We start from the raw sequence: 13806 nt of genomic DNA, 5'->3' as shown, positions 1-13806 counted from the left end.
AATTTATTGGTTAATTTAAATATTTTAAGCTAAACTATAGCGGTAAAATATTTAAATCTTTATTTGTTAAGTTGTTTCGTTTTAAGCCAATAAGAGGTAGATTGATACGCAGATACGGCATCATTTACCAGTTTTGGATCTTCTGTTTTTAATAATTTCTCGTCGTAATACAGCTTAAATGCCGGAGCAAGATCACTTTTTTCAAGTTCTAAAGAATATTGCTTCACCTTTTTTACCGGTGAGATAATGGTCAATCGCCCATCTTTTATAAACCCAAGATCCTGATAAGTGGCAACATAAGCCTTGGGCTGGAACTCCTGTTTGAAGACATCCTGACCCAAGAATTTAGATTGATAGCTGAAGTTTAATAATCCGAAAAGGGTAGGCATTAGGTCTATCTGAGACATCAACGCATCAAACTTTTGAGGCTGAATAAATCCTTCTGAAAAAATCATAGCAGGAATTCTGTATTTATCCATCGGAAGCTCGGTTTTTCCGGCACTCGATGCACAGTGGTCTGCAATGATGACAAAAACGGTGTTTTTATACCAATCCTGTTTCTTGGCCATATCGAAGAACAGTTTCAGGGAGTAATCTGTATATTTTACACCTCCTTCACGGGATTTTGCTGTCCCGGGAATATCAATTCTTCCGTCAGGATAAGTAAAAGGTCTGTGATTGGAAACGGTCATCCAGTGATTGAAAAATGGCTTTCCTGATTTAGCTTCAGCATTCATCACCTGAATTGCTTTTTTAGCCATATCTTCATCAGCAACTCCCCAAACATTGGCAAAACTGATTTCTTCAGGTTTAAAGTTGTTTCGGTCTACAATGTCATAGCCATTTCCACTGAAGAAGTCCTGCATATTGTCAAAATAGCTGTAACCGCCATATAAAAATTTAACATCATATCCTTTGGATTTGAAAACACTTCCGGTTGTGAATTTATTTTTGTTATCATCTCTTTTGATGATACTTTCTCCAGCTGTTGGAGGAATACACAATGTTAACGCTTCCAGTCCGCGTACCGTTCTGTTTCCGGTAGCATACAGGTTGGTGAACATCATCGACTTGTCTGCAAGGCTGTCCAGGAATGGAGTGATTTTTTGTGTATTTCCATAATGTTCCATGAAATCTGCAGAAAGACTTTCAATAGAGATCAATACTACATTTTTCTTCATGTCAGGCTGCTCAGCAACAATATTTCTTGTTAAGGTCTGCTGCGGATATTGGCTTAGGAAATTTTTTTCTGCCTGCTGCTGGTTGATCTGTGAATAAAACTGAAAGTAATCCAGCTCATTATGAGTGAAGGCCCAATAGAATTTTGGAATTCCGTTGGCTTCAATTTCATCTGCAAAAACATTATCAGATTTAATCTGCATTAGAGAGGGTATTGCCAGCAAACTAAGAGCACCAAGTACTATGAAGCTTCCCAAAAGAACCATTTTCTGCTTAAAATCCGGAAGTTCCAGCAGTTCATCTTTTGTTCTTTTATAAATAAACCACGTGATGGTAAGGGTAACGATCATGATGCCAGAAAACAATGGAATAACAGGATAGCTTTCCATGATATTTCCAATGACTTCATTGGTATAGATAAGGTAATCTACTGCAATGAAATTATAGCGTACTCCAAATTCATTGTAAAAGAAGTATTCACTTACCCCATTGAAAATAATCAGAAGAACATATAATAATAATGTTATGAAATACAGCGTATTGCGTATTTTGATCCTTTGTGTGGGAAGGAAAAGCATTATTCCAAAGAAAAAAGTCTTTATTCCTACAAAAACAAGGGCTACTTCCGTTACAGAACCACCATATTGCTTGAAAATATTATTGGGAATAAGCCAGATATAAAGAAAAAATAAAACAAGCGCTCCAAAAATAATGTAGCCGTAAGGTTTTTTATATTTTGAATTGGAAAGGAAGAGGAAGTAGAGGGCGAGAATGGAGCTGGCGAGAATGAAAACGAAAATATCATTCACCAGACCTATCAGTAAAACCTTTACGATTTCGAAAAATCCAAAACTAGCTGTTGTAATAGGATGAAAAAAGAATACTGTTCTTATTATCAACGAAATAATAAGATAGAAAACTCCTAAATATAGGAACGGCTTTATTTTTTTTAAAAACATGTATTGACTGTCTATATTAGTTTCACAAAGATAGTTTTTGTACAGAACTTTTGATGGAAAAAAACAAAAACATCCTGTTTATTAATGAGATTTTAGATTTAAAATTATCCCAATAAAAAAGGACTATTAAAAAATAGTCCCTATGTGTTGGTTAAGGTTGATCTTCGGTTAAGAATGTCCGAAACCGATGTTTCCTTTTTTATCAGATAATTTCTTTTTGAAATCAATCATTCTTAGAGCTGTTACAGCTGCTTCTACTCCTTTATTTCCAAGATCACCACCGCTTCTAGCGATAGATTGTTCTTTTGTATCATCTGTCAATACGCAGAAAATAGTTGGAGTATCCGTCATGATGTTACAGTCTTTGATTCCCTGTGCTACTGCAGAACATACATAATCGAAATGAGGCGTTTCTCCGCGGATTACACATCCTATAGAGATTACTGCGTCATATTTTCTCTCTTTGCAAAGCTGCATGCTTGCATAGTTTAATTCAAAAGCTCCGGGAACAGGGAAAAGTTTGATGTTTTCAGGTTTTACGCCTTCTTTTTCAAGAATTTCCAAAGCTGCATCACGAAGATTGTACGTTACAAAATCATTCCACTCAGAAAAAACAATGCCGATAGAAAATTCTTCGGCATTAGTTATATGAAGTGGCTTGTAATCCGAAAGATTAACTGTTGCCATTTTTTAGTAATATTTAGTCATTTCAATATAAGAATCAGACATTCCGTTGTCGTAGTCCTGATATTTCTCGTCAATTGCAGAGAAGTATTTTTTAGCTTCTGCATTTTTCTTTAATCCTAAAGCAACAATACCTGCTTTTCTTGTGAAGTAATAGGTTGTGTAAGGATCGTCAGAAGCTGATGCCGCTTTGTCTAATAAAGATAAAGCTTCGTCGTTTTTGTTAAGACCTGATTTTGCATCTGCCATAGCTCCGAATTTCATTGCTACTAATGTTTTGTTGTCAGATGAAAACTTGTCTAAAAGATCATAAGCTTCCTGATATTTTCCTTCTTTGAATTTTAATAAACCAGCGTTGTAAGAAGAAAGTTTACCGATTTCCGTTGAAGAATATTCATTAGCTGTACCTATAAAACCTGGGTTAGCTGCAGATTTTCCTCCCAAAGCGTCTTTATCTTTACCTTCAGCAAGGCTTTTTTGAGCAGAAAGGAAACTTTTCACAGCTTCAGTGTTCTTCGGAGCAACTACAAATTGCTTGTAAGCAAAGAATCCTAAAACTCCCAAAATCAGTACTCCAAATACAAAACCTAGTGGCTTTGAATATTTTTCAACAAATCTTTCAGTGTTTAAAGCTTCTCTATCAAGGTCTTTAAAGAACTCAACTGTTTCTTTACCTTCTTGCTCGTTTTGAGCACTCTTTCCCAATTTTGCCATAAGTTTTTAAAAATTGAAATGCAAATTTAATTGTTTCTGAGAGATTTACAAAATACTTTATTGCGATTATTGTATAAATGTTGTGAATTTGTTTTTATTTACTGCAAAAAGCATCGACTCCGCTCAGTATGAGAAACAGTTTTGTACTGATTGGCATACTGAGCGGAGTCAAAATATATTGTTAGGGTAAACTCTTAATAATTTAAAATGTGGTAGATCTCTGCACCAAATTTTTTCAGTTTTTCATCTCCATTCAGGCCTTTTAGGCCAATAAGGAAGCTGAATTGGGAAACAGTAGCACCTTGTTTTTCTACCAGTTTTGCTGCTGCTTCAGTAGTTCCTCCTGTTGCTAAAAGATCGTCGTGAATCAAAACTCTTTGTCCTGGTTTTATTTGTCCCTCACGAGTTTCGATAATAGCGCTTCCGTATTCCAGGTCATATTTTTCTGAAATGACAGGGGGTGGAAGTTTTCCTGCTTTTCTGATCAGGATGAACGGAACTTCCAATGCTACAGCAATGGCGATCCCAAACAAGTAACCACGGCTTTCTATTCCGCAGACTGCATCTACTTTTCCTTTACTGAAGGCAACAAGATCTGCAATAACATCTTCGTAAAGTTTTGGGTCTAAAAAGATGGGCGAAATATCCTTGAACTGTATTCCCGGAATCGGAAAATCAGGGATATTTTCAATTGTTTCTTCTAATTTTTTGATCAGTTCTGCTGAAGCCATTTATTAATTGATTTTATAGCTGGAAATTTTCCAGTCTCCGTTTACATTTTTAAGCCCGAAAGTTACTTTTAAAGAAGTCGTCTTACCGCTTTTATCCGTTACATCATAAGTGGCGTTTACACTAGCCCCGTTTGCAGTGGCTCCGTTTGTTGTAATATTTTTCACACTTACATTTTTCACAGATCCGAAACCTGAAGTTGGGTTTGAGAAAGACTCATAACTTCCCCAGCTTGGATTGCTGGCTGTTTCATAAGCTGCTTTCAGGTTCTGTGAACTTACATTGTTCAAAAATTTGTTTACTGTATTTTTAGGATCTGCAGTTGGCTGTTTTGGAGCAGCAGGAGCTGTAGGAGTCGCTGTTGCTGGATCTGTAGTGGTTCCGGGAGTCGCTGATGGATTATTTGGATCTATCACAGCACTTGGCTGTTCCGTTACAGCGGTTGTATCCGTTTTTGGAACTGCAGGAACTTTCAGAGCGGCTGCATTTACATCAAGCCCGATTTTTGACATTTTGAAAGTCTTTGCAGTTGTTTTTACAGAAACTGTGATATCAATTTTGTTGTCCACTACTTTTGCCGCAGGAATAGAGGAGAACTTTAAGTTGAATCCTTTAAAATTATTATCCTGCATCAGGTTCTTTGCCGTAGCAAGTCTCACTCCGTTACTGAAGACTTCCAATGTAGCTTCCAGACCTGCTCCGGTGAAGGCTACAGGTTTTCCAGCCGCATCCACAAGTCTTGGAACAATCTGAATTGCCGTAGCAGCTCCAGATCCATCATCTCCTGTAGGGGTTGTAATAAGGGTTAATGAGCCTGCCTTAACGTCATTAGGATCGCTTTCTTTGGCTTTATCATCCCCGAAGATATTCATTTCTCCAAGCGATGGTGGGTCAGTACTTGCCCATTCTATTCCGTTTTTCTGTGCAACTTCATCTGCAAGTGCCATAACTTCGGGAACTTTTTTCCCGTTGATCAATTTTCCAAGCGCTTTTAGCTCATTGATATCGCCATCAGCTTCTACACCAAATGTTTTAAGGATATAAAGAGCTTCATTAAACTTAATCTGCTTAATGGTAGGTAAACTGGAAGTCATATCATTGATACTTGACTGCAGTGTTTTAGTATTCGTAGCATCTACATGATCTTTCTTACATGCTGTAAAAAGCAACAGACTGAAAACAAGTAGAAAAGAAAACTTTTTCATTTTTATTTGGTTTGTTGCAAATTTAATAAAACCTTTATTAATACTGGATTTTATTTTTTACTTTATGTTTTCAAGCTTATTTTATTATTTCTCCCGGAAATCTCCATGCTGTTTTTATATTCATTTAGAGCGTATTACTGTTTTTTAGGCTGCTCTTTTAGCTCTCCTTTGAAAAAGCTGCTGAAAATAGTCTGCATATTGGGGAATGAAGGATCTTGCCAGTAGGGTATTTTGTAATTGCTGTTGTCTTTATCAAATTTTACTTTCTCAACATCATTGTCATTGCTGAAGCTAAGTTCTGTAGGATAAAAATTGTTATACAGAATGATCTGGTTGTAATCTGGCTCGCTTTTGTGTTTCAGCTTTACAAAAGCTACTTCGTTATATTCCAGGAAATCCTTCAGTGTTTTTTCTGATCCTTTTTCGAAAGACATATTCAGGATGGTTCTGATGTCATAGAATCGAAATCCAAATAATGAAAATTCTTTTTCCTGAAGGGCAGCATCCGTTACTTCGATCTGATCTTTACGTTCGCCTTTTAATTCTTTAATGGTATTTCTCTTTGTTTTATAGTCTTCGGGATTTCCTACATTTTTAAGTTTTGGGAGCTGAAGAGAATTGCCATAATCCCATGAAGAGGTCTCCTTTTTCTCATTTTTAGAATCTGTCAGTCTGAAAACTCTGTATTGTTCAACATTGGTGCTTTTCAGTTTTTTGGATTTATTATCAAAAATATAGGTTACAATTCCATCAGTATAACTATTCAGTTTATTGTTTACCGTTACATAGGCGTTAAAATTTCCTTTGATGAGAATGTATTTAGCCGGTTTATTATTTTTGATAACCACGGTTTCAATTTCCTTTACCTGATCGTTGATTTTAATGACAGGCTGATCAAAGTCTGAATAGGATAGTGTGGCCACTGGAAAATTATTATAAACAAGCTGGAATTTTTCCTGAGCCGGAGATAATGCCTGTTTATCAATTTTTCCGTCGATATCAGAAAAAGCGAGTATGCTTCCGTCTTTTCCAAACACCGAAACTCTTGGAAGAGGCTGATTGTTTTTTTCAGAAACGAAAGTGATTGTCTGAGCCTGGATCAAGCCGAACAGGAATATGAATAGCGAGTAAAGGAAAAATTTTGTTTTCATAATAAGAATTTGGTTTAGTTGGTCATCTCATTATAGAGACGCAAAAAGTTCAGAAAGGTTGCCTGGTGATTAATGTGCAAAAAAAAAGACTGATTGTTTAACAATCAGTCTTTTATAATTTTATTTTGTTACAAGTCCTTAGAAAGGATACTCATAAATTTCAGATTCGTGTAGGTAAGGGTTTCCTGTAGGGATCAACTTCAGTTTAGATAAAGCTGAAAGTACAGTAAACATAAACAATCCTCCAACAAATAATACAGCTCCAACAATTAATAAGAACACTTCAGGAGTTTTCCAGTATGGGCCTACCGTTCCCGGCATTACCATATTGAAGTAATCTAAAAGGTGACCTAAAATAACTACAACAGCCATTACTGTTACTACTTTGTAATTTCTCTTGATGCTGCTGCTCACTAGTACCAATAATGGTAATAAGAAGTTTACAATCAGCATTGGTAAGAATGTAGTACCATAGTGTTGGAATCTTCCGAAGAAGTAATTTACCTCTTCCGGAACGTTTGCATACCAGTATAGCATGAACTGTGCAAACCATGTATATGTCCAAAGCATACTTGTTGCGAAAAGGAAAACTCCTAAATCGTGTAAGTGGTTGTCATTGAACTGTGGTAAGAAACCATTTTTCTTAAGATAAACACTTAATAGAATGATTACAGCAATACCACTTGAAAGGCAGCTAACCATTGAATACCAGATATACATTGTAGAATACCAGTGAGGGTCAATAGACATCAACCAGTCCCAAGCCCAAGCTGCAGAAGCAAATCCGAAGAATGCGATATATCCTACTGCCCATCTGTAAAGGAATTGATATTCAACTTTAGATTTAGTCTCATCTACTTTTTTAGACTGAGCTTTCAATTTCCATGCGAAGAAAGAAGCACCTGCTACGTAAATGATCGTTCTGATAGCATAGAAAGGAATATTTAAGAATCTTTTCTTTTCGAATAAGATCACATCAAAATGCGGAGAATCCGGGTTTGTCAATTCAGGGTCCATCCAGTGGAATAAATGACCATTATGAGTGATGTTTAAGATCATCATGATAATCAAGATAGCCCCTCCATAAGGAATATAAGAAGCGATGGCTTCCATTACTCTTGTGATGATAATTGGCCATCCTGCGTGAGCTGCGTGCTGAATACAGTAGAAAAACAGTACAGCGCAACTTACTCCAAAGAAAAAGACAGCTACAAAGTGCAGCGATGCCAATGGCTGGTTGTGAACCTGAAGCTCAGTATGCTCTAAATGAGCTGCGTGATCCTGAGGTCCCACCATTTCACTTGAGTGTGTAGGAGCGTCGTGACCTGAAGCATGAACAGCTTCCATCATTTGTTCTATTTTCTCAGTAGAAATTCCTTTGTTCAAAAAGAAACCAATACCGAAAAGAACTAAACCTACAACAAGAAGTATTATAGAAGTTGATTTTAATTTTGGTGAAAAACTATACATTTCTTTTCTTATTTTTTAGTTTCGGTAGTCGTTTCAGTTTTTGCTGGTGCCGCCGCTGTAGCTGCTGCCGGTGCTGCTGCTCCTTTTTTGAAGGCACTCATCACATACATTGCTACTCTCCATCTGTCTCCTGCGTTCAATTGTCCCGCATAAGATCCCATTGCATTTCTACCGTTTGTTAATACATAATGAACAGATCCTACAGTAATTTCTCTGTCAGCATAGTTTGGCACTCCGGAGAATGCTCCACTTTGTACGATAGGTCCTTGTCCATCACCTCCTGTTCCGTGACATGCAGCACAAGTATGATCAAACAATACTTTTCCTCTTTCAATATCCTTAGCAGCATTCGCTGGGTTTAGAGGAGAAGCATTAAGCTTTTTAGAAGCATCATATCCTGCGTTGTACTGGTCAACATTCTTTGGTAATAAACTTTCTTCAAAAACTCCGTCCTTATTCTGAGGAACTGATCCTTCTACGGGAGAAAGACCTGTAGCTCCATTATTTTTAACAAAAGCGGGAATTTCATTTTCATGATCTGAATAAGCATCCTGCGCTTTCATCAATGGATCATAAGCTACCGGAAAATACATATCCGGGAAGTATACCAATGGTGTATTTTCTTTTGGACCGCAAGAGTTAAGTAAAACTGTTGTTAAACCTAAAACTGCTGTAATTTTTAATACATTCTTTTTCATTTTAAGCGTCTTTAACAGTTATTTCTTCAACTCCAGTTTCAATAAGCAACTGTTTTACAGATTCTACATCTTCAGTTACAAATTCCATCATGAATTTATCATCAGTAGTTCTTGGATCTGGGTTCTGAGCTGGAGCCCCTGGATACATTTTGTTTCTAACTAAGAAAGTTAAAGACATCATGTGAGCAGCACAGAATACCATCAATTCAAACATAGGAACTACGAATGCAGGCATATTGTGAGCCCAGTCAAAAGCTGGTTTACCACCAATATTCTGAGGCCAGTCATGATTCATTACATACCAGGTAACCGTAGCACCGATCGTAACACCATAAAGAGCATAGAAGAAAGCAGCATCAGAAATTCTCGTTTTCTTTAACCCTAAAGCTTTGTCTAGTCCGTGAACCGGAAACGGAGTATAAACCTCGTTTATTGCGATTCCTTTATCGTTGAATGCTTTAACGCCGTTCATTAAATCGTCGTCGTCAGCATAAAGTCCGTATACAATTTTAGTGGTGCTCATCTCCTTCTTTTGCTTTATAAGTTTCACCTGAAATTTTCAGAATCGATTTTAATTCAGCCTGTGCAATTACAGGGAATGTTCTTGCGTATAGTAAGAATAATACAGAGAAGAATCCGATTGTTCCTAAATATACACCCACATCAATGATCGTTGGCTTAAACATAGTCCAAGATCCTGGTAAGTAATCTCTTGAAAGGTTGATAACGATGATATCAAAACGTTCAAACCACATACCGATGTTAATAATTAACGCGATAATAAATGTAGCAATAATATTTGTTCTTACTCTCTTGAACCAGAATAATGCAGGAACAATCAAGTTACAAGTAATTAGTGCCCAGAATGCCCACCAGTAAGGTCCTACTGCAGCACCTGGAGAAAGATATGTAAAATCTTCAAATCTAGATCCTGAGTACCATCCGATGAAATATTCAGTAGCATAAGCTACCGTTACCATACCACCTGTAAGAACGATTACGATGTTCATAATTTCGATATGATACATTGTGATATATTCTTCTAAGTGACACACTTTTCTAGCAATCAACAATAGAGTCTGTACCATTGCGAATCCTGAGAAGATCGCACCAGCTACGAAGTAAGGAGGGTAGATTGTAGAGTGCCATCCTTTAATAACTGAAGTTGCGAAGTCAAAAGATACGGTTGTGTGTACCGAGAATACAAGGGGAGTTGCCAAACCTGCAAGAACCAAAGAAAGCTCTTCGAATCTCTGCCAGTGTTTTGCTTTACCACCCCAACCGAATGCTAGGAATGTATAGATTTTCTTCGTCCAAGGAGTTTTAGCTCTATCTCTGATCATTGCAAAGTCAGGGATTAGTCCCATGAACCAGAATACAGTTGATACTGAGAAATACGTAGAGATCGCAAATACGTCCCAAAGTAGAGGAGAGTTGAAGTTCCCCCAAAGAGAACCGAATTGGTTTGGTAAAGGGAATACCCAGTATCCAACCCAAACTCTACCCATGTGAATTACAGGGAAGATTGCTGCCTGTACAACCGCAAAGATCGTCATCGCCTCTGCAGATCTGTTTACAGACATTCTCCATCTCTGTCTAAATAATAATAATACTGCTGAGATTAAGGTTCCGGCGTGACCGATACCTACCCACCATACAAAGTTGGTGATATCCCAACCCCAGTTAATAGTTCTGTTAAGCCCCCATGCTCCAATACCTGTCCCGATCGTATAAGCGATACAGCCGAATCCATAGAGAAAGAGAACTAGCGCAGCATATAATGAGATCCACCATAATTTACCTGCTCTTTCTTCGATAGGTCGTGCAATATCTTCTGTGATATCGTGATAAGTTTTGTGACCAATAATTAGAGGTTCCCTTATCGGAGCTTCGTAATGTCCTGACATTTTTTACCTATTTATTATTTAAACTTTATTTTTCTACTCTGTTTCTTACTTTAGTATGATAGAACACATTTGGTTTTGTTCCGATCTCCTCTAGTAAATAATATCTTCTGTTGCTAGAATACAATTCTCTAACTTCAGACTCTTTATCATTCATGTCTCCGAAAGTCATTGCTCCAGTAGAACAAGCAGCAGCACAAGCACAAGAGTTCTTGAACTCAGTATCTGTTACTTTTCTGTTCTCTCTCTTAGCTGCTAAAATAGTAGCCTGAGTTTCTTGGATACACATTGAACATTTCTCCATTACCCCTCTAGTTCTTACAACTACGTCTGGGTTAAGTACCATTCTTCCTAAATCGTTGTTCATGTTGAAATCGAACTTATCGTTTAGGTTATACGTAAACCAGTTGAAACGTCTTACTTTGTACGGACAGTTGTTTGCACAATATCTTGTACCGATACATCTGTTGTAAGCCATATGGTTTTGACCTTGCTTACCGTGTGAAGTAGCCGCTACCGGACATACTGTTTCACAAGGAGCGTGGTTACAGTGCTGACACATTACTGGTTGGAAGATTACATCCGGATTGTCTGCAGGGTGGTTCAATGCACCTCCGTCTCCGAAAGCAGTACCGTACAATTCTGGTACAGCCATTCCTTCTTTCAATCCTTCGTATACTTCTACTTTCTGTCTTGAAGAATAGTAACGGTCAATTCTTAACCAATACATATCTCTAGACATTCTTACCTCTTCTTTACCTACTACAGGAACGTTGTTCTCAGCCTGACAAGCAATTACACATGCTCCACAACCTGTACAAGAGTTCAAGTCGATCGATAAGTTGAAGTGAGGTCCATCTGTATCATCGAAAGCATCCCAAAGGTCAATTTTTCTTGCTGGAAGAGCTCCACTGATTGTGTGGTATTCCAAAGGCTTGTTCCATCCTTTGTGCTCATCATCAAAAGGAACAGAGATGAACTCAGCCAAAGGAACTTCTTTAGCGATTTCATAACGACCCATCAATGTATTTTGAAGCTGGATACCTGCGAATTCGTGGTCTTCTCCTGTTTTTTCAATTTTAACACCTGAAACAGCAAGGTTAGAACCGTCAAATAAAGGATAAGCGTTTACCCCTGTATCTGCAGTTGCTCCTGAGTTTTTCTTACCATAACCAAGTGCAAGACCTACAGATCCTTCTGCCTGACCAGGTTGAATAAATACAGGAACATCTTTTATTGTTACTCCGTTTACAGTAAGGTTTACAATAGAACCATCCAACTGCATTCTTGCATTAAGATCGTTATCAATTGCAAATTTCTCTGCATCTTTAGGAGAAATTGTTAAGTAGTTATCCCAAGACATTCTTGTCAATGGATCTGGTAACTCCTGCAACCAAGGGTTGTTAGATTGTGTACCATCTCCCATTGAAGTCTTAGTATATAATACCAATTCTAATTCAGAAGCTTTGAAGTTTCCTAGTTCAGCAACAGCCTGAGCAGCGTTTCCACCTGCATAAGCTAATGTTGTTGCATTATTAGAAGTAGTAATACCGTTGTACAATGCTTTGTTGAAAGAAGTAGCCCCTAAGATAGAAGCTGAACTTGCTTTTAAATAATCATAGTAATTATTTGCTGCATTGTTTTTACCGTTCTTCCAAACCAATAGAGATTCTTCAATCTGTCTTGATTTATAGATCTTCTGGATCGTAGGCTGCATTAATGAATATACACCAGTCTGTGGTTCGATATCTCCCCAAGACTCTAGCCAGTTTGCCACTGGAATTACAGCTTTCGCTGCTTTGTACATTTCATTTTTCTTATCAGCTACAGCAATAACATAAGAAACTTTTGATAAAGATTTTTTGAAATCTTCACCTTTTGGATGAGAGTAGATAGGGTCTACGTTGTTGGCAATTAATACGCCAACCTGACCTGCATTTACCCATCCTAAGAATTCCTGGTATCTTGCTTTATCAAATTCTTTAAGGAAGTTTGCTTTACCTGTGAAAGCTACTGATCCTAATTTTTGGTTGATTAAGTGAGCTAAAACCTGTGCTCCTTTAGAACCGTCAGCTAAAACAACAGCTTTGCTTCCTTTTGCTTTAAGTTCGTTAGCAATTTCAGTTGCAGTTTTATCAGTAGTACCGCCACCTACGATTGCGTTGTAAACTTCAACTAAAGTTTTGTTTACAGCACTTGGTTTTAATCTATATCTTGAGTCAGAGTTAGCACCAGTTAATGACATGTTAGATTCCACTTGGATGTGTCTCAACATGTTTGCACCAGGCTTTCTAGCTGCTGCATAAGATGTTTCTAAGCTTGAAGCGTTATAATCCCCTAAGAAATCAGCCTGGAAAGAAACTACCAATTCAGAACCTTTAAGGTCATAAACAGGTAATGCTCTCTGTCCGAATACTTCCTGAGCAGCATCTAGAGCTGCAGAATAAGGGAAAGCATCATAAGTTACTAATTCTGCTGTAGGATATTTAGACTTAAACTCAGCAAATAGCTTTTTGAAAGTAGGAGAAGCAAAAGAGTGTGATAAAAGCACAATCTTTTTACCTGACGCTTTAGCTTCTTCTAGACCTTTAAGAACAAAACTATCTACTTTATCGAAAGTTTCGTCTTTACCGTCTAGTTTAGGCTGCTTTACTTTATCATTATCATAAAGAGAAAGTACACTTGCCTGAGCTCTTGCGTTTGTTTTTCCTAAATCACCAGCTGCTGGGTTTGGATCAATTTTGATAGGTCTACCTTCACGGGTTTTTACTAAAACACTAGCGAAATCGAAACCGTCAAAATATGTTGATGCGTAATAGTTAGGAACCCCTGGAATAATATCATGTGGTTTTACCACGTAAGGGATTGTTTTGATTACCGGAGCTTCGCAGGCAGCTAATGTTACTGCTGCTGTAGAGAATCCTAATAATTTAAGGAAATCTCTTCTTGAAGTACTTGATCCGTTTTGTTCAGCATCTCCAAGGAAATCTTCTACCGGAATTTCTTCCTGAAACTCTTTAAGAGCCAGCTTACCATTTAAAGCTGGGTCTTTAAGTTCATGAATACTTCTGAATTGTATTTTGTTTGAAGCCATTTATACTTCTAATTTTTTA

Annotated in this window: 11 protein-coding genes; all 11 read right to left on the bottom strand. The window is 37.4% G+C overall.

Translation table 11 applies throughout. The features are described from left to right. Window positions 1-59: 59 nt before the first annotated feature. The 11 genes from C1634_RS02040 to C1634_RS01990 all read right to left on the bottom strand — a co-directional run bounded on the left by C1634_RS02040 (window position 60) and on the right by C1634_RS01990 (window position 13787). A complete protein-coding gene (locus C1634_RS02040; protein WP_109737828.1) occupies window positions 60-2138 on the bottom strand; it encodes an LTA synthase family protein in 2079 nt (692 codons plus the stop codon). A gap of 168 nt (window positions 2139-2306) precedes the next feature. Continuing rightward, entirely contained in the window at window positions 2307-2825 is a 519-nt protein-coding gene (gene ribH / locus C1634_RS02035) for a 6,7-dimethyl-8-ribityllumazine synthase (protein WP_103233698.1), read from the bottom strand. A gap of 3 nt (window positions 2826-2828) precedes the next feature. Further along, complete coding sequence (locus C1634_RS02030; RefSeq protein WP_103233697.1) at window positions 2829-3536, bottom strand: YfgM family protein; 708 nt, start codon at window positions 3534-3536, stop codon at window positions 2829-2831. A 194-nt stretch (window positions 3537-3730) separates the two neighbouring features. Then, the gene (locus C1634_RS02025) at window positions 3731-4267 is read right to left on the bottom strand and encodes an adenine phosphoribosyltransferase (RefSeq protein ID WP_103233696.1); all 537 of its coding nucleotides are present in this window, start codon (window positions 4265-4267) and stop codon (window positions 3731-3733) included. 3 nt (window positions 4268-4270) lie between these two features. Beyond that, on the bottom strand, window positions 4271-5470 hold the full coding sequence (locus C1634_RS02020) for a hypothetical protein (RefSeq protein WP_109737827.1): 1200 nt from the start codon (window positions 5468-5470) through the stop codon (window positions 4271-4273). 134 nt (window positions 5471-5604) lie between these two features. Next, window positions 5605-6621 carry a hypothetical protein gene (locus C1634_RS02015; RefSeq protein WP_109737826.1) on the bottom strand — a complete coding sequence of 339 codons (1017 nt, stop codon included), beginning with the start codon at window positions 6619-6621 and terminating at the stop codon, window positions 5605-5607. 138 nt (window positions 6622-6759) lie between these two features. Then, window positions 6760-8091: a quinol:cytochrome C oxidoreductase gene (locus C1634_RS02010; protein ID WP_103232292.1), complete on the bottom strand. Its 1332-nt coding sequence runs from the start codon at window positions 8089-8091 to the stop codon at window positions 6760-6762. A gap of 8 nt (window positions 8092-8099) precedes the next feature. After that, a complete protein-coding gene (locus C1634_RS02005; protein ID WP_103232293.1) occupies window positions 8100-8789 on the bottom strand; it encodes a c-type cytochrome in 690 nt (229 codons plus the stop codon). Window position 8790: 1 nt separating this feature from the next. After that, window positions 8791-9312 carry a DUF3341 domain-containing protein gene (locus C1634_RS02000; protein ID WP_047398786.1) on the bottom strand — a complete coding sequence of 174 codons (522 nt, stop codon included), beginning with the start codon at window positions 9310-9312 and terminating at the stop codon, window positions 8791-8793. Continuing rightward, window positions 9299-10696 (bottom strand): NrfD/PsrC family molybdoenzyme membrane anchor subunit, encoded by a 1398-nt coding sequence (gene nrfD / locus C1634_RS01995; RefSeq protein ID WP_034724187.1) that lies wholly within the window; start codon window positions 10694-10696, stop codon window positions 9299-9301. Before nrfD ends, C1634_RS02000 begins: the two co-directional genes overlap by 14 nt. Before the next feature lie 25 nt (window positions 10697-10721). Beyond that, window positions 10722-13787: a TAT-variant-translocated molybdopterin oxidoreductase gene (locus C1634_RS01990; RefSeq protein WP_103232294.1), complete on the bottom strand. Its 3066-nt coding sequence runs from the start codon at window positions 13785-13787 to the stop codon at window positions 10722-10724. Window positions 13788-13806 lie beyond the last annotated feature (19 nt).

The organism is Chryseobacterium viscerum (assembly GCF_002899945.2).
Taxonomy (GTDB): domain Bacteria; phylum Bacteroidota; class Bacteroidia; order Flavobacteriales; family Weeksellaceae; genus Chryseobacterium; species Chryseobacterium viscerum.
The sequence above is the reverse complement of the archived record's forward strand: the minus strand, read 5'-3'. Positions and strand labels throughout refer to the sequence as shown.